The sequence below is a fragment of the Gardnerella sp. c17Ua_118 genome, from assembly GCF_055804255.1.
Genome location: NZ_JANUYT010000001.1, coordinates 1,256,416 through 1,276,565, shown reverse-complemented (window position 1 = coordinate 1,276,565; position 20,150 = coordinate 1,256,416). Strand labels below are relative to the sequence as shown.

The window sequence follows — 20,150 nt, the reverse complement described above, 5'->3', positions numbered from 1 at the left end:
AAATCACGCTGGAATTGCGACTAAATCGCTCTTAAATCGCGCTAAAATCGCTAGTTAAATCACACTAAAATCGCACACAAATCGCTAGTTAAATCACACCAAAATCACATGCAAGTTATAGTCTTAAACTTATGACAAAAACCAAATTAAATTTGACTAAATCAGTTATAACTCGAGTAATTTGTACTGCGAGCGCAATTGCCATGTGCTTTGGATTAGCATCTTGTAGCGCAAACAGCGAGTCAAGCAATGGCGCAGCAAGTAGCGAAGCAAACGCAGCTGGAATGAGCGTTTTAAGTGGCGTTAAGGCTAGCGGAGCTTTAGGAAAGCAGCCAAAGGTTGAGTTAACAGCACCTATAGATGTTAAGCCAAATTCTTACGCCATTTTGCAAGATGGAAATGGCACTAAAATCCCAGAAAATAGTCGCGTATGCGCTAATGGCATTGTATACAACGCTAAAAGCGGCAAAGAGCTTATGAACACATGGAAGCAAGGAAAGCCAGACTGCTCAATTGTTGTTAAAAAGGGTGTTACTAGCAAGTCTTACTACACGCTGCTTAAGGGCAGGAAGATTAATTCCACGATTGCGTTTGGAATTCCTGCAAATCCACAAACTAAGCAAGACGCGTACGTAATGGTGTTAACTCTTGTTTCTGCAATGAAAACTCTTGATCGCGCAACAGGCAACAAGGTCAAAGATATTCCGCAAAATCTGCCGAAGGTAACTCTTGATAAGTCTGGCGCACCGTCATTAGATAAGAATAACTACGTGCCAAATGGAAAGCTAATTTCTCAAACTTTGATTGAGGGCAACGGCAAAGTGGTTACCGAAAAAAGCACAGTAACCGCTCACTACACTGGATGGACTACAGACAAAGACGGAAAATTGTACCAATTTGACTCATCATGGAAGCGCGGCACTCCTGCAGACTTCTCGCTGGCTGGTCAAGTTATTCCAGGATGGACTAAAGGCTTAGCTGGAAAGAAAGTTGGATCACAAGTTCTTTTGGTAATTCCGCCAGAAGATGGATATGGCAAAGAAGACAAGAAGGACGCAAAAGGAAACGTAACGATTCCTGCAAATTCAACGCTTTACTTTGTTGTAGATATTCTCTACGCTTCGTGATTAGTTGCGAATTCAGTTGCAAGTTAACTTGCGATTAAACTGCGATTAATGTTATGCCGCGCTTGAATAAATCTTGCGCGGCATTTTTGTACGCGCTCCGACCTGCCTTTTCGCTTAGAGCGTAGCGCGAAAAGGTAATTCGGAGCGCTGAGCTTGCTCAAAGTTGAAAGCACGGTGTGCTTTCAACGCAAGCGAAGACGTGAGCGCGCTGTAACGCGCGAACGACACGACCTGCCTGAGCGCTTTGAGCGTAGCGCGAAAAGCGCTTTGACTGAGCTTGAAAATTGCATAACGCATTTCAAGCTCCTTCAAAGCGTGATTTGGCTTAAGGCATAAAGTCCAGTGGACTTTATGCGCCAAATCAGCCGAACGGCTACTAATAGCCGTGAGGAATAGAGCGCTGAGCCGCTCAAACGTAAAGTCCAGTGGACTTTACGCGCGGCGAAGACGTGAGCGCGCTGTAACGCGCGAACTATTTGCCAAATTTGGTACAAAGTCGGGAAACCGCCAGCGTTACAAACGTCTCACCGCCGAGACAAATGTAACAAATCTTGGGCAAAGCGCGAAGGCAGTAGAAGCAAAAAAGCCAGAGCTAAATGCCCTGGCTTTTGGCTAATCGTAAGCTAATTAACACCGCGCGGCTTACGCGTATGCGTGCGAATCAAGTATTCCTGGCTATCTACCAATGGCCTGCCTTCTGCATCGCGAGAATGCAACGTGTAAGTGCCGTCGCCATCCATCCACCAAGAAACCGTTGAATCCGCCATTTGCAAGTCAATGTACTGAATCAACGCTTCCACCTGGTCTGGGGCGCTTATGCGAACCAGCGTTTCAACGCGCCTATCAAGGTTGCGGTGCATTAGATCTGCCGAGCCAATCCACACTTCTGGTCCGCTTGCAGGGCCGTCGCCAATTTGCGGACCGCAAGAATTAGCAAAAGCGTAGATTCGGCTGTGCTCAAGGAATCTGCCAAGAATAGAGCGAACGCGAATATTCTCGCTCAAGCCTTCAATGCCAGGCTTTAGCGAGCAAATTCCACGCTCCACAATGTCAATCTTTACGCCAGCTTGAGCCGCACGATACAAAGCGTCAATCGTCTTTTCGTCAACAACAGAATTGACTTTAATCTTAATCCACGCTTCTTTTCCAGCAAGAGCCGCCGCCTCTTCCCTGCGGATTCGCTCAATAATGCCAGTTCGAACTGTGCGAGGAGCTACAAGCAAGCGATGGAAGCTAGACTTTGGAGCATAACCCGAAAGCTGATTAAACAAGCGAGTCAAATCTTGACCAACTACAGGATCGCAAGTAAGCAAGCCCAAATCTGTGTAAAGGCGAGCCGTCTTAGGATTGTAGTTGCCAGTTCCAACGTGGCAATAGCGTCGCAATCCTTCGGCTTCTTGGCGAACCACAAGCGAAAGCTTGCAATGCGTCTTCAATCCAACAATGCCGTAAACAACGTGAACGCCTGCACGCTCAAGCTTACGTGCCCAAGCAATGTTGGCATCTTCGTCGAATCGCGCCTTAATCTCCACCAGCGCAAGAACCTGCTTGCCAGCGTGAGCCGCGTCTACGAGAGCGTCGATAATCGGCGAATTACTAGACGTGCGGTACAGCGTTTGCTTAATTGCAAGCACCTTTGGATCCGCCGCCGCCTGCGCCAAGAACGCTTGAACAGACGTAGAGAACGAATCGTAAGGATGATGCAACAAAATGTCGTGCTCACGAATCGAAGCGAAAATATCTTGCGCGTGGCTAGTTTCCACTTCTGCAATCTGACGATTTGTAGTAGGAATAAACGGACGATACTTCAAATCTGGGCGATCCAACGCTTGCAATTCAAAAAGAACCGTCATATCTAGCGGCGAAGGCAAACGATAGACTTCTTCTGGGCTTACGCGCAATTGATTAGCCAGCAGCTGCGATAAGAATGGGCTAGCTTCGTCGGAAATCTCAAGACGAATAGGCGGTCCGAACCTGCGGCGCAAAAGCTCCTTTTCCATAGCGTTGAGCAAGTTTTCTGCATCGTCTTCCTCAACGTCAATATCTTCGTTACGCGTAACGCGGAATGAGCGAGCTTCCTTAATAATCATGCCTGGGAAAAGCGATTCCAAATGCGCTGCAATCAACTTTTCCATAGTAATGAATCCGTAGCGCTCTTCGCGGCCTTCTTCGTCTGTTAAATCATCAACTGGAACAAGACGATTCAAATTATCTGGAATCTTTACGCGAGCAAAATGCGACTTTCCAGAATTTGGATTTTCTACAATAACAGCCAAGTTGATTGACTTGCCAGAAATATATGGGAACGGGTGAGCAGGATCCACTGCAAGTGGCGTCAATACTGGGAAAACCTGCTTGCGATAATAGTCTGAAAGCCTATCTTTTTCGGATTGCGTAAGCTTATCCCAACTGAGCATAACAATGCGCTGCTTAGCAAGTTCTGGCAAAATGTGGTCAATAACATAATGCGCATGCTCATCTTGACGACGATGCGTAACCTCGCTAATTGCGCGCAATTGTTGACGTGGACTAAGCCCACTTGCTGCGGTTACTGCGATTCCCGAGTCGATTCTACGCTTTAATCCCGCAACTCGAACCATAAAGAACTCGTCTAGGTTGGACGCAAAGATGGCTGCAAAATTAGCGCGTTCAAGAAGTGGTAAATCAGTATTTTGCGCTAGCTCAAGCACGCGACGATTGAACTTTAACCAGCTAAGCTCGCGGTCAAAGAAGCGATCTTTTGGCAACGGTAGCTCACCCTCACGAGCTTCACGCTTTTCTGCCTTTTCGTCTTCGGCGATGTGCTCTGCAATTTGTCCGCGCAGAATCGCCTTTGAGGGAGCGTCAAAAATTTGTACCATACTCCGTAATTGTATGCGCTGTAAGGGATGTGCGCGACTGAGTGTCGGCGGCTGCGAGTGCTCGACACGCCGATATCTTCAATATGTGAACGCATTTGAACATGACAACCATTGCATGTTCACAAAATGATGCAAAACCATCTATTTTTTATGTGCGAATGAACACTAATTACAATATGTTAACAAAAGCAATTTTGCACTTTACTCTTGAGTAAAAAGTTGTGATAATAATAATCACAAGAACAAATTAAAAGAGCGGTAACCCACAAAAATGTATGGATGTTAGATTCCAATTACGTTGGACGGATACTTAAGACTTTTACCGTTGCAACGAGGATGTTGTGCAGATGAATCCGCAAGATTGTTTTTGTAAACAAGAGGCTCGCCAAGGTGGTGAGCCTCTTTTGATGTGGATTTTAGTTCGCCGCCGTCTGCTAAGTCTCCCACTACACGCATGCACGCACCATGCTCCTCACACTGTCTGGCTCTTAGGGGAAACTATCAAAGAACAATTGCTGAAACAATATTGTTGAAATTCATTTTCTTAGCTTCTTTGAAAATGATTTATTATGTAGCAGCAAAACAATTAAGAAGGATCGAAGGACCATGCAACATTCATTTACAGTAATGTTGGCAGCCGAGTTTATTGGAACTGCCATTCTTATGATTTTTGGCAATGGAGCTGTTGCCAATGTTGAACTTAAAAACACTAAAGGTCATCACGCAGGCTGGTTAAACATTGCTATGGGCTATGGTTTTGGCGTTATGTTCCCAGTGCTCATGTTTTGCGGAATTTCTGGCGCACACATAAATCCTGCTATGACAATTGCACAAGCCGTAAATGGCATGTTCCCTTGGCAAAATGTTGCACCTTATATTGTGGCTCAGCTTTTGGGTGCATTGGTCGGTCAGCTTATTGTATACGTAACTTATTTGCCACATTACAACGAGACAGAAGAGCCAGAGGCGATTCTTGGCACTTTCTGCACTACGGATGCTTACAATAACAAGCTTAACTACTTCCTAAACGAATTCTTTGGCACGCTCGTGCTTGTTTTGGCAGCTCTTTGCTGCCTAACTTCTCCTTGGGGAGAGAAGAATTTGGCTGGCGCTTCAATCGTAGTTGGCTTTGTTGTTTGGGGATTGGTGACTTCTATGGGCGGTCCTACTGGTCCTGCTTTGAATCCTGCTCGAGACCTTATGCCGCGCTTACTTCACGCCATTTTGCCAATTCCACACAAGGGTTCTTCTCGCTGGGGTGAGGCGTGGATTCCAGTGGTTGCTCCTATTGCTGGCGCAATTTTGGGCGTACTTATGTTTAAGTCGCTATTTGCGTAAAACGGTTGTTTTTAACTGTTATTGATTGCGGTTGATTGCGATTAATTACGGTTAATTGCGGTTGTAAGAAGCGCGTAATGCTAGTATGAATGCGTTACGCGCTTCTTATTTTACAAGTTTATGTTTTGCAAGCTTGTGCTTATTAAAAAAGGTATTAAAGGTATTAAGAAAGACGGAATAATGTTTTCGAAGTCAACTATTGCAATTGGACGTTTTGCCCCCACTCCTTCTGGGCGCATGCATATTGGCAATATGGTAGCAATGTTGGCTGCTTGGCTTTCTGCAAAGTCGCAAGGTGGAAGCATGATTTTGCGTCTGGAAGATCTTGATATTGCGCGAATGCCGAAGGATGCCAGCGCGCGAGTTATTGACGATTTGCATTGGGCTGGTCTTGATTGGGTTGGAGAGCCGACTTATCAGCATGAGCGCACTGAAATCTACCAAGAAGCTCTTGAGGCGCTAGAATCTTTGCAAGACGACGACGGAAATTCTCTGATTTACCCTTGTTTTTGCTCGCGTTCCGATATTCGCGCAATTGCAGCGCCGCAAGAAGGCGACGGCTTTATACGCTACCCGGGTACGTGCAGAAATCTTCGCAAAAACGCGGAAGGCTTGGCGCAAATCGAAAAGCGTTTGCAAAATAATCAGCAACATTCTTTGCGACTTGCTGTTCCATCGGCTGATTCGCCGCAAGCAAATGTGAGTTTTATAGACGCGATTTTTGGCGCGCAATCGTTTAACATTAATCGCGATTTGGGAGATATGGTGATTCGCCGCGCGGATGGCGTTTTTTCTTATCAGCTTGCTGTTGTTGTTGACGATGTTTTGAGCGGAGTAAATGATATTGTGCGCGGACGCGACTTGCTGCGTTCGGCGGCGCTTCAAATTTGGATTGGTGAGCTGTTAGAAAAATCGGGATTTTTTGCGGCTCATGGCGTGCATTATGTGCAGCCACGATTTGCGCATTTGCCACTAATTGATAACGCTCAAGGCGAGCGACTCGCAAAAAGTAAGCACTCGCTAGACGTTGGTGCGCTTCGTGAATCTGGCTGGAGTGCCGAGCGCATGATTGGCTATTGCATGTATCTTTTGGGATACAGGAATCCTGGTCAAAATCAGCCTGTAGATATGAGCGCAAACGATGCGCTTGCGTTGTTTGAAAACTTTGACACGCCGTGGGATTCTGTTCGCGCAAACCTAGCCGACAAATCCGTGCCCTTCCTCGACTAAACTATGTATTTAGACTGATAGATTGGGGCAATAAATGGCATATATGACGCAAAAAGATTTAGCGAATACTGAGGTTGATTGTGTTCGTACGCGTCAAATTGCCGACGGCGTGCACATCGTGCAAGACACCATTGCTCAAGCCGAATCGCGTTACGGGCGCAAAGCTGGGTCTGTTACGCTGCTTGCTGCAACTAAAACGCGAGATGTTGGCGAGATTATGGCGGCGCTTAAAGCTGGAGTGCGCGTAATTGGGGAAAATCGACCGCAAGAAATTGTTGCAAAAGCCGAGATTTTACGCAAGGAAGCTGCTAAAGAAGGCTTAAGCGTTGGTGTAAACGGCGAAATTCCGCTCTACTTAATTGGTCAGCTGCAAAGCAATAAAATAAACAAAGTTTTGCCGCTTGCAAATGGGATTCAGTCGGTTGATGGCATTGATCTTGCACAAAAAATATCTGCTCGCGCGCAAAATTTGGGACTTTGCACAAACGTTATGCTGGAAGTGAACGTTTCGAGAGAAGCTACGAAATCTGGGTGCGCTCCAGAACGTGCGATTGACGAAGCACTCGCTATATCTAGTTTGCCATCGCTTAATTTGCGCGGATTAATGACGCTTGGAGCGCGCGTGAATGATGAAAAAATAGTGAGAAGTGGTTTCGCAAAATTGCGAGAAATTAGAGATTGCGTGAGTGAACAACTAGCGCAAGATCATGATGGAAACTCTGCAAAATTAGAGCTTTCAATGGGAATGTCCGGCGATTTTGCGTGGGCGATTGCCGAAGGTTCGACGATGGTTCGAATCGGTTCGGCAATCTTTGGCCCGCGCGCATTTGTGTAGTATTAAGTCAAAGTTTTAAGTCAAATTGATGATTTTAGTTACGCATGCATAATCACATTGCGAAGCGAACCAATGCCATCTACGTGCACAATCGCTTCGTCGCCAGCGTGCAAAGTTCCTGCAGGATACGGCGTTCCAGTCAAAATAACATCTCCTGGAAGAAGCGTTGAGAAGCTTGAAATTGCAGCGATTTGCTGTGGAATGCTATGAATCAATCGTGCTGTAGTGCCGCTCGCCTCTGGCACATCTTTGCCATTAAGCGTAAAGGATATATGGGAATCGCGCCAATTTAGCTCGGTTGTAATCCATGGACCAAGTGGGCAAGAAGTGTCGAAGCCCTTTGCGCGCGTAAACATTGGGTCGCTACCTGCGCAATCGCGCAAAGTTACGTCGTTTACACATGTAAAGCCAAAAACGTAGTCCATTGCAGCAACTGCCGACACATTTTTGGCGATTTTGCTCATAACAACAGCCACTTCTGGCTCAAAATTCATATCGTTTGAAAAAGCAGGAATAACAATCGGATCGTCAGGTCCTATTACAGATGTGCTCGGCTTTGTAAAAATCACCATGTCTGCAGCCGTATGCGACGCGGCCGCAGCAGAAGATGCGCGCTCTTCGGCAGAACGCGTATCGTAGTTTTTTGCCAATCCGTAGACTTTTGAAGGAATCACTGGTGCAAGCAGACGCACGCCGTCGGCGTCTAACTCGTAGCGCTTACCTGTTGGTTTAACTCCTTGAGGGCTTAGTGGATGGCCTTCTAGAGCTACTAAATAATCCTTGCCGTCTGCTTCATCTTTTTGAACGAAAGCGTATTGAGGAACTTCATTATAGGAAAAACGTGCAATTCTCATATTTTTAAGATTACGACATATTTGATACTTAGGAAAATACTTAGAAAAATACTTAGGAAAAGTCGCAAGCAACCGTTGTATAAGGAAACGCCACAAACATCTTGAAAACAAAACTTGAGTGTAGTAGACTCAAGTTTTAGAAATTGACAGAATGTGGTTTGAGTGTAATTGCAAAAATCGCACGCAAATCACCTAAAATCCGCAGAATAGCGGTGCAAATGGGGGTAAATATGGAACAAAAGTTTACAACCTTAGCGCAAGATGCATTAAGCGATGCTGTGCAAAGCGCGGCGGCAGCTGGCAATGCGCAAGTTGATACGTTACATTTGGCAGATGCCTTACTTCGCCAAGAGCATGGAGTGGTACGCGCGCTTATTGCTCAGGCGGGGGCGGACGCGCAACAAATCGGTGCTGAAATTCGCAATGCATTAGTGGCATTGCCTTCATCTACTGGCTCAACTACGACTAAGCCAGATGCAAGTCGTCAGCTTTTGGCTGCGCTAAGCCAGGCAGAAAAAGAGATGCGCGCAATGGGAGACGAATACGTTTCTACGGAGCACATGCTTGTTGGCATGGTTGCAAGCGCGCCGAATGCTGTTGCGGATATTTTCAAAAAGCACAATGTTTCTGCAGATGCGTTGCGCAAGGCTGTGCCAACTGTACGCGGTGGTGCGAAAGTTACAAGCCCAGACGCGGAAGGCAACTACAAAGCGCTTGAAAAATATTCTGTTGATATGACTGCGCGCGCTCGCGAGGGAAAGCTTGACCCTGTGATTGGGCGAGATCAGGAAATTCGTCGCGTGATTCAGATTCTTTCTCGCCGCACGAAGAACAATCCTGTGCTAATTGGCGAGCCGGGCGTTGGCAAAACGGCAGTTGTAGAAGGATTGGCTCAGCGAATCGTTGCAGGGGATGTGCCTACAACTTTGCAAAACAAGCGTCTTATCAGTCTCGACTTGGCTTCGATGGTTGCAGGTTCGAAGTATCGCGGCGAGTTTGAGGAACGCTTAAAGGCAGTGTTGAAGGAAATTCAACAATCAGACGGTCAAATTATTACGTTTATTGACGAGATTCACACTGTTGTTGGAGCAGGATCTGCAGAAGGCTCAATGGATGCTGGCAATATGCTTAAGCCAATGCTTGCGCGAGGTGAGCTGCGCTTGGTTGGTGCAACTACGCTTAACGAGTATCGCGAGCATATTGAAAAGGATTCCGCTCTTGAGCGCAGATTCCAGCAAGTATTCGTTGGCGAGCCATCTGTTGAAGATACGGTGACGATTTTGCGCGGACTTAAGCAACGTTACGAAGCGCATCATAAGGTGACGATTAGTGACGATGCAATCGTAGCTGCAGCAACGCTTTCAAACCGCTATATTACTGGCAGACAGCTTCCAGATAAGGCGATTGATTTGGTGGATGAAGCGGCAGCTCACTTGCGTATGGAACTTGATTCTCAGCCAGAAGAAATCGACGAATTGCAGCGCAAAGTTACGCGTCTTGAAATGGAAGAAATGCAATTAAAGAAGGCGGAAGATGCTGCTGCGCGCGAACGCTTAGAAAAGTTGCAAGAAGAATTGGCAAACTCGCGCGAAAAGCTTGCTGGTTTGAAGGCGCGTTGGGATGCGGAAAAGGCCGGTCACAATAAGGTTGGTGATTTGCGAGCGCAACTCGACGCTAAGCGCGTAGAAGCCGACAAATTCACGCGCGAAGGCAACTTGGAACAAGCAAGCCGTATTTTGTATGGCGAAATCCCAAGCATTCAAAAAGCATTGGAAGAAGCGGAGTCCGAGGCTGCTAATGCTAAGAGTGAAGCGAAAGAGCCGATGGTTCCAGACCAGGTTGATGCCGATTCTATTGCTGGAGTCGTTAGCGAATGGACTGGCATTCCTGTTGGCCGCTTGATGCAAGGCGAAAATGAGAAGCTACTCAACATGGAAAAGGAGCTTTCTAAGCGTGTGGTTGGTCAAAGTGAAGCAATTCAGGCTATAGCGAATGCTGTGCGCAGAAGCCGTGCTGGAATTGCAGACCCGAATCGCCCAACCGGTTCCTTCTTGTTCTTGGGCCCTACTGGCGTTGGTAAGACGGAGCTTGCAAAGGCTCTTGCTGACTTTTTGTTTGACGACGAGCGCGCAATAGTTCGCATTGATATGAGCGAGTACATGGAAAAGGCCTCCGTTTCTCGTCTAATCGGTGCTGCTCCTGGATACATTGGCTACGAGGAAGGCGGCCAGCTTACTGAAGCTGTGCGTAGGCGTCCGTATTCTGTAGTGCTTTTTGACGAAGTTGAGAAGGCGCATCCAGAAGTATTCGACGTTTTGTTGCAGGTTTTGGACGATGGTCGTTTGACTGACGGTCAGGGTAGAACGGTTGATTTTACGAATACGATTTTGATTATGACATCAAACTTGGGTTCGCAATTCCTTGTGCAAGAAGGCTTGGACGATGCTGCTAAACGCAAGGCTGTTATGAACGCTGTTCACGCTGAGTTTAAGCCAGAGTTCATCAACCGTTTGGATGAGCTTGTTATGTTCCATCCGTTGAGCCGCGAAGAGCTTAGTGGAATTGTGGATATTCAAGTTTGTCAAGTGGCTGCACGCTTGAGTGATCGCCGCATTAGCTTGGATGTGAATGACTCTGCTCGCGCTTGGCTTGCGGAGCATGGCTATGATCCAGTTTACGGCGCTCGTCCGTTGCGTAGACTGGTTCAAACGGAAATTGGCGATCAGCTTGCGCGATTGCTGCTTTCTGGCAAGGTGCATGATGGCGCTCACGTAGTTGCGGATTGTGCAGAGAACGACGACCATGTAACTCTCAAGATTGCGTAATATATGCATTATTTAATGTAGCCAAATAAAACAAAGCGTGCTGTTTATTGGATTATTTTCCAGTAGACAGCGCGCTATTTTTGTTGCATAACGCTTATTTTTCTATGCAATAATGCGCGTGTCTAGTTTTGTTTCAAAAGTCAAACCAGTAGTGTTTAATAGAACGTATGTTCGATAGTATTGTGATGTTTGTTTTAATGGTGGTTGCTGTTGTAATAACCGCCATTGTTGTGCTGGCTATTGTTAAGCGCAACTATGGAACGCAAGGCGTTAATGGCGTAAGTCAACGCGAATTTAACGAATTGCGCTCGCAGTACGAGCAAGCGCGCGCTCAAGCGCAAGAAAATGGCAATCAGGCTATACGATATCGCACGCAAGCAGAGCAGCTTGCTGAGCGATTGAAATTTGTTGAGTCTGAGTTGTTAAAAGCGCAGCAAGCAGAGCAATTGCGAGTAAATCGCGAAGAGCAATTGCGCACAGAGCGAGAAGAACGCGAACGGTTAAATCGTGAGAAAACTTTGAAAGAGCAAGGCAAAGTCTTGGAAGCGCTTGCTCCAGTAAAAGACAATCTCGAAGCTTTGAAGAATAAAGTTTCGCAGATTGAAGAAGGGCGTAAGCAAGAAATGGGTGCGCTGAACACTCAGCTTAAAGGCTTAAGCGATCAGCAAGCAAGGCTTGACCGCGAAACAAGTTCGCTTTCTGCAGCATTGCGAAATAATAAGGTTCGCGGAGCTTGGGGCGAGGCTCAACTAAAGAATATTGTGGAATCTGCAGGTTTGCTTGAGCATGTTGATTTTGATACGCAAGTTGTTGTAACGGGAGTAAATGGCGAACAGCAGAGGCCAGATATGGTTGTGCATCTGCCAGGAGGCAAAACAATTCCAGTTGATGCAAAAGTTCCGTATGCGGATTATCAGCGCGCTTGCGAAATCCCAGATAACGCAAGCGACGAAGAATTAGCTAGAAGAAGTGAGCTTCTAAAAGCGCACGCTAAGGCTTTGCGAGAGCACGTTAGAGCATTAGGAGCTAAAGCATATTGGCAGGCTTTTGAAACAGCGCCAGATTTTGTAGTTGCATTTATTCCAAACGAAGCGTTGCTTCAGGCGGCTCTTGAAGCGGATCCAACGCTTATGGATGATGCTTTTGCGCAAAAAGTAGCACTTACTTCACCAGTTACTTTGTGGGCTGTGCTTAAGTCTGTTGCGTACGCATGGCAGCAGCAAAGTCTTACAGATGATGCAAAAGAACTTTTCGATTTATCTAGAGAATTGTACGATCGCTTTGCGGTTCTTGGAGAAAATGCTTCAAAACTTGGCGTATCTTTGGCAAGAACAGTTGCAGCTTACAATAAGTTTGCTTCTTCGCTTGAGTCTAGAGTGTTGGTAACAGCGCGTAAACTTCAGAAGTTAGACCAAAGTAAAGTTATTGCTTCAATAGATCTTATAGATTCTGATAAAGCTGATGTTAAAGAGCTGAGCGCTCCAGAAGTATCAGTAGAAGATCGTTAAGCATAAAAACATTAAAGCATCAAAAATTGAAGAACTTTGACGCTAAGGAGTGCAAAAATGGCAGAATTACAAGAGGAACGCGCGGAACTTAAACGCATGCTTTGTTCGGATATGAGTGCGAAACCATTTAGCGAACTGTTTTCTGTTACATTTGCTCAGCGCGGCTCTAAGCTAGTTGGTGATGTTCTTTTTGATGCAATTGAGAAAGCTGGGTATTCGTTAGAGCGCGATGTTGACGCTGTTGGTGCGTTAACTGCTGCTGCTGTTCCAATGGTTTTTGCTCTTATTCATGCTGCAGAACGTAAAGGAATTGCACTCGACGGCTTTGTTATGGATTTTGTTTTCCCTGCAACAAAAGGTCCGTCTGTTAAAGGCAAGCGAGTGCTGTTGCTTGATTCTTGGCTTTCTGAAAAATCGTATGTTCAAACTTCTTCGCTTGTGACTTTACGACACGGAAATGAATTAAGTCTTGATTTTGGCATTGTTCATCAGCAAGGCGCGCAAATTCTTGCTATAGTTGCATTAATTGGTGGTGTTGACGCCGACGAACAAGGCACAAGGCATCTTCAATTAGTAAATCCAATAAGTGAGGAGAGTACTAAAATGGCATTTGTTCAAGCTTTCGGTGAAGAAGAATTACGTGCAGATGCAGATCACGAAGATTGCTGCAACGATCATTGCTGTGGTGGTCATTGTGAGGTTAAATGCACGGGTGATTGTGCTCATGATGGTTGCACTGAGCCATGCTGTGAAGATAACTGCTGCGGTGGCCATTGCAAGGTAGAGTGCACTGGTGATTGTGCTCATGATGGTTGCACTGAGCCATGCTGCGAGGATAACTGCTGTGGCGGTCACTGCAAGTCAGGTTGCACAGGAGATTGCGCAACTGACGGCTGCCAAGACTAGTTGCAAAGACTAGATGCCAATACTAAGCAAAAGTATTAACGGAGCAAAACTTATACATGCACGAACCGAATCCAATTACTTTGGCTGCAAAAGCTTCCGATGAGCCAGAATTCCGACCTATAGGAGTTGGCCCGTGGGAAGAAGAGCATCCAGGTGAGCCTCGTCCAGATAATCCAGAATCGCCAAATTATGATGCGCGGTTTAGCACTGAATTACTAGACGAAGGCGACCAGCGTAACGTCCTAGACCGCTACCGATACTGGAAAGTAGAAGCCATAAAAGCGGATCTCGATTCTAAAGGCCGTCATGAGTTTGAAGTAGCTGTAGAAAATTGGACTCACGATTTCAACATAGGCTCTATGGTTCGCACTGCAAACGCATTTACTGCGAAAAAAGTGTATATCGTAGGGCCTCATAAATGGAATCGCAAAGGCTCGTTAATGACTGAGCTTTACCAATACGTTGAGTGCTGCCCAACGATTGAAACTCTAGTGACTAATTGGCGCGAAGATATGCTTAAAGAAGCAGAAGAAGCGCATCAACTTTTGCTGAAAGCACAAGCAGAAGGCAATAAAGAAGCCGAAAAAATCGCAAATACGCAGGAACAAGACGCTAAAAACGCTCGCGTTATAGCGCTCGATATTATTCCAGGCGCTGTTGCTATGGAAAACTACAAGTTCCCTAAACGTTGCCTTATGCTTTTTGGTGCAGAAGGTCCGGGTCTTTCTAAAAAAGCGCTAGAAATGGCGGATGACGTTGTTTATATTTCGCAATTTGGCTCTGTTCGCTCGCTAAACGCAGGAGCCGCTGCGGCTGTTTCCATGCACGCGTGGATTGCGCAGCATGCAGCACCAAATTGCTGAATATTAATTAAAATCGTAATTAAAATTTCAGCAGCAAAATCTCAACAAAAATATTAATCAAAACGCAGCAGCCTGTACTCATAAACACTTACATTTTAGGTGTATTTTTTTTTATTTGTGATATTGTTAATTTATGTTAGAATTTCAACATATTACAAAACGTTTTGGCGAAAAAACAGCGCTTAACGACGTTTCTTTTATTGCCGAAGACGGTAAAGTCACTGGCTTTTTGGGCCCTAACGGCGCTGGTAAATCTACCACCATGCGTTGCGCGTTAAATCTTATTCATGCCAATAGTGGTACTTCTCTTATTGACGGCAAACCTTACGCAAAAATTGCCTCTCCAATGACGGAAGTTGGAGCAGTTCTTGACGCAAAGTCTGCTCACAGGGGCCGTACGGCTTACAATCACCTGTATTCATTGGCTTTAACTCATGGAATATCAAAAAAGCGCGTTGACGAAGTGATTGATATTACTGGATTATCAAGTGTTAAAACCCGCAAAGCGGGATCCTTCTCGCTCGGTATGAGTCAGCGTCTTTCTATTGCTGCGGCACTTTTAGCAGACCCTCACAATCTTATTTTGGACGAGCCAATTAACGGCTTAGATCCAGAAGGTGTTAAGTGGGTTCGCGAATTGTGCAAGTATTACGCAAGCGAAGGCCGTGCAATACTACTTAGCTCGCACTTAATGAGCGAAGTTGCGCTTACTGCAGATAATCTTGTGATTATTGCGCATGGCGAAATTTTGGAGCGCACAACGGTTCAAGATTTTGTTGACGCGCATTCGCAGCACGCTGTGAGACTTGTAACTCCAGAAGGCGAAAAACTACAGTCTGTGCTTGCTCAAAATAATCCTGAATGCAAGATTTTGCCAGATAATCGCACGCCTCAAGACGTTCAAGAAGGCGAACTTTTTAGAATAACAGGATGTGAGCTTAATCAGCTTGCTCGCGAAATTGCGGATAATCAAATTTTGGTATATCAGCTTAATTACGAGCACGCGTCACTTGAGGAAGCATATTTGGCTCTTACACACGGTCAAGAGCAGTATGTAACGAAGGCTGTTCCTAGCAGCGGCTCGAAGCCGAGTGAACAAAACGTAGAGCAATCTAACAATAAGGAGAGTGCAAAATGAGTGAGCAAGTAGCAAATCAACAAGTGCAATCTTCTGAATCTAACGCACATCAGTCTAACGCGTATAAAACAGGTCGCAGCATGAACGCTCAGCACTTGCGCCTTACATTTATGCACACGCTTAAATCTGAGATTGTTAAGTTGCGTGGACTTGCGTCCACTTGGTGGTGCATGGCATTAGCTATTGTTTTGCCAGTAGTTTTCAGCTTTATTATCGCGATTGTGCAAAAAGCAATGTCTAAAGTTGACATTAAGAATGGAGCAAATCAAGGTAGATCAAGCGCTGCAATTACTGTTGGGCCGAGCAATAAAGGCAGCCTTATTGCATCTCAAGATAGCATTTTCCACTTAGTTATTAGTTTTGCTTCTGTATTTTTGATTGTTTTGTCGATTTTTGCAGTGCTCGCTGTAACCGCGGAGCATTCTACAACTTCGATTCAGGCTTCTCTTACTGCTGTACCTAGAAGGGGTATGTTTTTTACGGCTAAGTTTATTGCTGTTGCAATCTACGTTTTTGTGGTTCAACTTATTGCAATGGCAGTTTCGTTAGCTGCTGCAGAATTAGCTTTTATAGGAGACAGCACTTCTGGATTATCTGGAAGCAACGCGTGGAAATTGCCTCTTACGCTGTTTCTTGGATCTCCTGCAATTATGGTTGTTGTAGCAGCAATGGCGTACGGTTTTGGCATGATTTGCAAGTCAACTGCTGGCGGAATTATGTGCGTTATTGGAGCCGTGGTGATTTTGCCTAGTGTTCTTAGCATTATTATGTTTGCAAGCAATTTCGCGAAGTGGAATTCAATACTTATACAGCTTTTGCCAGCCACAGCGGTGGGGAAATTCTTGGGCGGCTCCCCTAATGCGGGTGCACAGCTTCCACCAAACGCATATATTTTCACATGGTGGCAATCAGGCTTGGTGGTTCTCGCTTGGGGCGTAGTCATGTATGCAATTGGCCACGTTGTTGAAAAGCACCGCGATATCTAAAATATTAAAATATTCTGCAAATAATATTTTGCAAAAATAATAAGGGCTTTATCTCGTAACTGACTACAAGATAAAGCCCTTTTTGCATAATTTTTGCTATAGCAAAGGTCACGCATCACACATATAGTTGAGGTTATGCCAACATTCACACGCGAAGAAATTGAGCATCTGGGCGTTCTATCCCAGATTGCGCTTAGCGACGAAGAAATCAGTCGCTTGCAAGGCGAATTAAACGTCATTGCAGAATCTATTAACAAAGTGCAGGAAGTTGCTGGTGAAGATGTGCCACCTACTGCAAATCCAGTACCTCTTGAAGCGTATTTGCGCCCAGACGAGCCTGCTACGCCATTGACTCAAGAAGAAGCGCTTTCTGGCGCTCCTAGAAGTGAGTCTGGCATGTTTGTAGCACCTCGAATTTTGGGGGAGGAATAAACATGACTAATACTCAAGATTTAGTAAAGCTTTCTGCTGCCGATATGGCAAAAGCTGTAAAAGCTAAAGAAGCTTCTAGCCGCGAGCTTGTTGAAGCTCACTTGGCAGTAATCGAAGCAGCCGAACCAGAAATCAAAGCATTCTTGCATGTTTCTGCAGATGTTGCACTTGAACAAGCAGATGCCTTTGATAAAAAGAATGCTAATGGCGAAGCCGAAGGCTTACCTGAGCTTGCAGGCGTTCCAATTGCCATTAAAGACATGATTGTTACTAAGGGCATTCCTACTACTGCAGCCTCTAAGATTCTTGAAGGCTGGGTTCCACCTTACGACGCTACTGTTATTGAAAAGCTCAAGGCAGCTGGCATGCCAATTCTTGGCAAGACTAATTTGGATGAGTTTGCTCAAGGTTCTTCTACCGAGCATTCCGCTTACCAAACCACTTGCAATCCTTGGGATACCGAGCGCGTTCCTGGCGGTTCTGGCGGCGGTTCTGCAGCTGCTGTTGCTGCATTTGAGGCTCCTATTGCTTTGGGTACAGATACTGGTGGCTCCATTCGCCAGCCAGGCGCTTTAACTGGTACAGTCGGCGCAAAGCCAACTTACGGCGGAGTTAGCCGTTTTGGCGCAATCGCCATGGCAAGCTCGCTTGACCAGATTGGCCCTGTTTCTCGTACCGTTCTTGACTCTGCACTTTTGCAAGAAATCATTGGCGGCAACGATAAACGCGATTCAACTTCGATTCCTGCTCCTGTTCCTCCAATGGCTCAGGCTGCGCGCGAGGGTGCTCGCCGTGATTTGAAGGGCGTAAAGGTTGGTCTTGTTAAGGAGCTTAGCGGCGAAGGCTTCCAGCCAGGCGTTGAAGCACGCTTTAATGAGGCTGTGCAATTGCTTAAAGATATGGGCGCAGAAGTAACAGAAGTCTCCTGCCCTCACTTCCCTTACTCGCTATCTGCATACTACATAATCATGCCTTCCGAAGTTAGCTCCAACTTGGCTCGCTACGACGGAATGCGCTACGGTTTGCGCGTAATGCCACCAGCAGATAAGCCTCAAACTGCTGCAAACATGATGGCTGCAACTCGCGAAGCTGGCTTTGGCGACGAAGTAAAGCGCCGTATTATTCTCGGCACCTACGCACTTTCCGCTGGCTACTACGACGCTTGGTATGGCTCTGCACAAAAGGTTCGTACGCTTATTATTCGCGATTTTGAAGAAGCGTTTAATAAGGTAGATGTTCTAGTCTCTCCAACAAGCCCTACAACGGCATTTAAGTTTGGCGAGAAGATGAACGATCCACTCTCCATGTACATGAACGATATTGCTACGATTCCTGCAAACATGGCTGGCGTTCCAGCTTTGAGCCTCCCAGCTGGCTTGAGCGATGATGGCTTGCCTGTTGGCATTCAGATTATTGCTCCGCAATGCCATGATGAAAAGATGTACAAGCCTGCAGCAGCGTTGGAAGCAGCGCTCGAAGAAAAGTGGAGCGGCCCAATCTGGAAGTCGCTTAAAGCTGGTTGGCTCGATTCATTGGCTAAGTAAAGTGAAATAAAGCTTAAGTAAGAAGGATTCTCATGGCTGAAAAACTTATGAAATACGCCGATGCTGTGGAGCAATTTGACCCAGTTTTCGGCTTGGAAACTCACGTTGAGCTTAGCACGCGCACAAAGCTGTTCTGCCCAGCGGAAGTATCTTTTGGCGGCGAACCAAACACTCAGCTAACACCTGTAAGCCTTGGTTTGCCAGGCTCTTTGCCAGTTGTAAACAAGACTGCAGTTGATTACGCGATTAAGCTTGGCTTAGCGTTGCATTGCGAGATTGCCGAGTGGAGCCAGTTCGCTCGTAAAAACTACTTCTACCCAGATATGCCTCGCGATTACCAGATTTCCCAGTACGATAAGCCTACTAATGGCAACGGCTACTTGGATGTTGAGCTGGAAGATGGCACTGTGTTCCGCGTTCCGATTGAGCGCGCTCACATTGAGGATGACGCTGGCAAGAACACTCACGTTGGCGGCGCAGATGGCCGAATCGAAGGCGCAAATCATTCTCTGGTTGACTACAATCGCGCAGGCGTGCCTTTGATTGAGATTGTAACTAAGCCAATCGAAGGTGCTGGCAGCCGCGCTCCAGAAATCGCAGGCGCATACATGCGCGCTATTCGCGATATTGTTCGCGCTCTCAACATCTCCCACGCTCGCATGGAGCAGGGCAATATGCGCGCAGACGTAAACGTTTCGCTTCGCAGAAAGCCAACCGATCCATTCGGTACGCGTTCTGAAACTAAGAATGTGAACACATTCCGTGGAATTGAAAAGACGCTGCAATACGAGATTCGTCGTCAGGCTGCTATTTTGAGCGAAGGCGGCGAGATTTTGCAAGAGACACGTCACTGGGATGAGGCAACTCAGACTACTGCTGGCGGCCGCGTAAAGTCCGACGCCGACGATTATCGCTACTTCCCAGATCCTGATTTGGTTATGCTTCACATTACTAAAGAGCATATTGAGCGCATGAAGGCCGAGATGCCGGAAATGCCTCGCGAGCGCCGCAACCGCTTGCAAAGCGAATGGGGTATTAGCGATCTTGAAATGCGCGATATTCTTAACGCGGATGCTCTTGATTTGGTTGAAGAAACCGTTAAGGCTGGTGCAAGTGCTGCTGGTGCTAAAAAGTGGTGGCTTGGTGAGCTTGCTCGCGAAGCAAACACTCGTGGCGTAACTTTGGAAGAATTGCCTATTACTCCGCAAGATGTGGCTGAAGTTGAAAAGCTAATTGCAAGCGGCAATCTTAACGATAAGCTTGCTAAGCAAACTGTTGCATGCGTTTTGGCTGGCGAGGGTAAGCCTGATGAAGTTGTTAAGAAGCACGGATTTAAGGTTATGAACGACGATGGCGCTTTGGAAGCCGCTGTTGACGCTGCTCTTGCAGCAGACCCAGAGGTTGCCGAAAAGCTTAAGTCTGGAAATATGAAGCCGATGGGCGCGATTATTGGCGCCGTTATGCGTGCGACTAAAGGTCAGGCAGACGCTAAGGCCGTTACTAAGATTGTAATGGCAAAAATCAAAGGCTAGTTTAGATTAGCTTTTACTTTGCACTTTTTGCGCTTTATACTTTGCGTTTTAACTTTGTATTTTATAGCATTGTATAGGGTGCAAAAAGTGCGATTTTATAACGCTGTTTTTACTGCTTTTGTAGTGCTTTTTGTAAGCTTTGTAACACGTAAGTCGATTGTACGAAAAAGG

General features: G+C 46.2%; 17 protein-coding genes. 13 read left to right on the top strand and 4 right to left on the bottom strand.

All coding sequences use genetic code 11. The annotated features are described in order from the left end of the window. The first annotated feature begins 131 nt into the window (after positions 1 to 131). The gene (locus NYP69_RS05065) at positions 132 to 1,127 is read left to right on the top strand and encodes an FKBP-type peptidyl-prolyl cis-trans isomerase (RefSeq protein ID WP_415680894.1); all 996 of its coding nucleotides are present in this window, start codon (positions 132 to 134) and stop codon (positions 1,125 to 1,127) included. A gap of 114 nt (positions 1,128 to 1,241) precedes the next feature. Here NYP69_RS05065 and NYP69_RS05060 read toward each other — a convergent pair whose 3' ends face one another. The 3 genes from NYP69_RS05060 to NYP69_RS05050 form a co-directional block, all read right to left on the bottom strand. Next, positions 1,242 to 1,424, bottom strand: coding sequence for a hypothetical protein (locus tag NYP69_RS05060; protein WP_004131521.1), 183 nt, complete (start codon positions 1,422 to 1,424; stop codon positions 1,242 to 1,244). Positions 1,425 to 1,750: 326 nt separating this feature from the next. After that, positions 1,751 to 3,988 (bottom strand): RNA degradosome polyphosphate kinase, encoded by a 2,238-nt coding sequence (locus NYP69_RS05055; RefSeq protein WP_004131519.1) that lies wholly within the window; start codon positions 3,986 to 3,988, stop codon positions 1,751 to 1,753. 282 nt (positions 3,989 to 4,270) lie between these two features. Then, on the bottom strand, positions 4,271 to 4,444 hold the full coding sequence (locus NYP69_RS05050) for a hypothetical protein (RefSeq protein ID WP_165845223.1): 174 nt from the start codon (positions 4,442 to 4,444) through the stop codon (positions 4,271 to 4,273). A gap of 150 nt (positions 4,445 to 4,594) precedes the next feature. On the opposite strand from NYP69_RS05050, the gene NYP69_RS05045 reads away from it, so the two are divergent. The 3 genes from NYP69_RS05045 (at position 4,595) to NYP69_RS05035 (ending at position 7,391) form a co-directional block, all read left to right on the top strand. Beyond that, positions 4,595 to 5,326, top strand: coding sequence for an MIP/aquaporin family protein (locus NYP69_RS05045; protein ID WP_473413005.1), 732 nt, complete (start codon positions 4,595 to 4,597; stop codon positions 5,324 to 5,326). A 180-nt stretch (positions 5,327 to 5,506) separates the two neighbouring features. After that, a complete protein-coding gene (locus NYP69_RS05040; protein ID WP_473410696.1) occupies positions 5,507 to 6,556 on the top strand; it encodes a glutamyl-Q tRNA(Asp) synthetase in 1,050 nt (349 codons plus the stop codon). Positions 6,557 to 6,590: 34 nt separating this feature from the next. Continuing rightward, positions 6,591 to 7,391 (top strand): YggS family pyridoxal phosphate-dependent enzyme, encoded by an 801-nt coding sequence (locus NYP69_RS05035; protein WP_473410695.1) that lies wholly within the window; start codon positions 6,591 to 6,593, stop codon positions 7,389 to 7,391. Between the two features lie 38 nt (positions 7,392 to 7,429). Here the strand turns inward: NYP69_RS05035 and NYP69_RS05030 are convergent, their stop codons facing one another. Next, positions 7,430 to 8,245, bottom strand: a complete 816-nt coding sequence (locus tag NYP69_RS05030) for a fumarylacetoacetate hydrolase family protein (protein ID WP_473410694.1) — start codon at positions 8,243 to 8,245, stop codon at positions 7,430 to 7,432. A gap of 230 nt (positions 8,246 to 8,475) precedes the next feature. Here NYP69_RS05030 and clpB point away from each other — a divergent pair, with 230 nt between their 5' ends. The 9 genes from clpB (at position 8,476) to gatB (ending at position 19,979) form a co-directional block, all read left to right on the top strand. Next, the gene (gene clpB, locus NYP69_RS05025; RefSeq protein ID WP_473413004.1) at positions 8,476 to 11,070 is read left to right on the top strand and encodes an ATP-dependent chaperone ClpB; all 2,595 of its coding nucleotides are present in this window, start codon (positions 8,476 to 8,478) and stop codon (positions 11,068 to 11,070) included. A 167-nt stretch (positions 11,071 to 11,237) separates the two neighbouring features. Then, positions 11,238 to 12,578, top strand: coding sequence for a DNA recombination protein RmuC (locus NYP69_RS05020; RefSeq protein WP_473413003.1), 1,341 nt, complete (start codon positions 11,238 to 11,240; stop codon positions 12,576 to 12,578). A gap of 57 nt (positions 12,579 to 12,635) precedes the next feature. Beyond that, a complete protein-coding gene (locus NYP69_RS05015; RefSeq protein WP_064346762.1) occupies positions 12,636 to 13,484 on the top strand; it encodes a type I phosphoribosyltransferase in 849 nt (282 codons plus the stop codon). Positions 13,485 to 13,540: 56 nt separating this feature from the next. Continuing rightward, complete coding sequence (locus tag NYP69_RS05010; protein ID WP_473413002.1) at positions 13,541 to 14,347, top strand: TrmH family RNA methyltransferase; 807 nt, start codon at positions 13,541 to 13,543, stop codon at positions 14,345 to 14,347. A 133-nt stretch (positions 14,348 to 14,480) separates the two neighbouring features. Continuing rightward, complete coding sequence (locus tag NYP69_RS05005) at positions 14,481 to 15,485, top strand: ATP-binding cassette domain-containing protein (protein WP_473413001.1); 1,005 nt, start codon at positions 14,481 to 14,483, stop codon at positions 15,483 to 15,485. Further along, positions 15,482 to 16,471 carry an ABC transporter permease subunit gene (locus tag NYP69_RS05000; RefSeq protein WP_473413000.1) on the top strand — a complete coding sequence of 330 codons (990 nt, stop codon included), beginning with the start codon at positions 15,482 to 15,484 and terminating at the stop codon, positions 16,469 to 16,471. The genes NYP69_RS05005 and NYP69_RS05000 overlap by 4 nt, the downstream gene beginning before the upstream one ends. A gap of 135 nt (positions 16,472 to 16,606) precedes the next feature. Then, the gene (gene gatC, locus NYP69_RS04995; protein WP_004114131.1) at positions 16,607 to 16,903 is read left to right on the top strand and encodes an Asp-tRNA(Asn)/Glu-tRNA(Gln) amidotransferase subunit GatC; all 297 of its coding nucleotides are present in this window, start codon (positions 16,607 to 16,609) and stop codon (positions 16,901 to 16,903) included. A gap of 2 nt (positions 16,904 to 16,905) precedes the next feature. Continuing rightward, positions 16,906 to 18,447: an Asp-tRNA(Asn)/Glu-tRNA(Gln) amidotransferase subunit GatA gene (gatA, locus tag NYP69_RS04990; protein ID WP_473412999.1), complete on the top strand. Its 1,542-nt coding sequence runs from the start codon at positions 16,906 to 16,908 to the stop codon at positions 18,445 to 18,447. Between the two features lie 32 nt (positions 18,448 to 18,479). Then, on the top strand, positions 18,480 to 19,979 hold the full coding sequence (gatB, locus tag NYP69_RS04985) for an Asp-tRNA(Asn)/Glu-tRNA(Gln) amidotransferase subunit GatB (RefSeq protein WP_473412998.1): 1,500 nt from the start codon (positions 18,480 to 18,482) through the stop codon (positions 19,977 to 19,979). Positions 19,980 to 20,150: the final 171 nt, after the last annotated feature.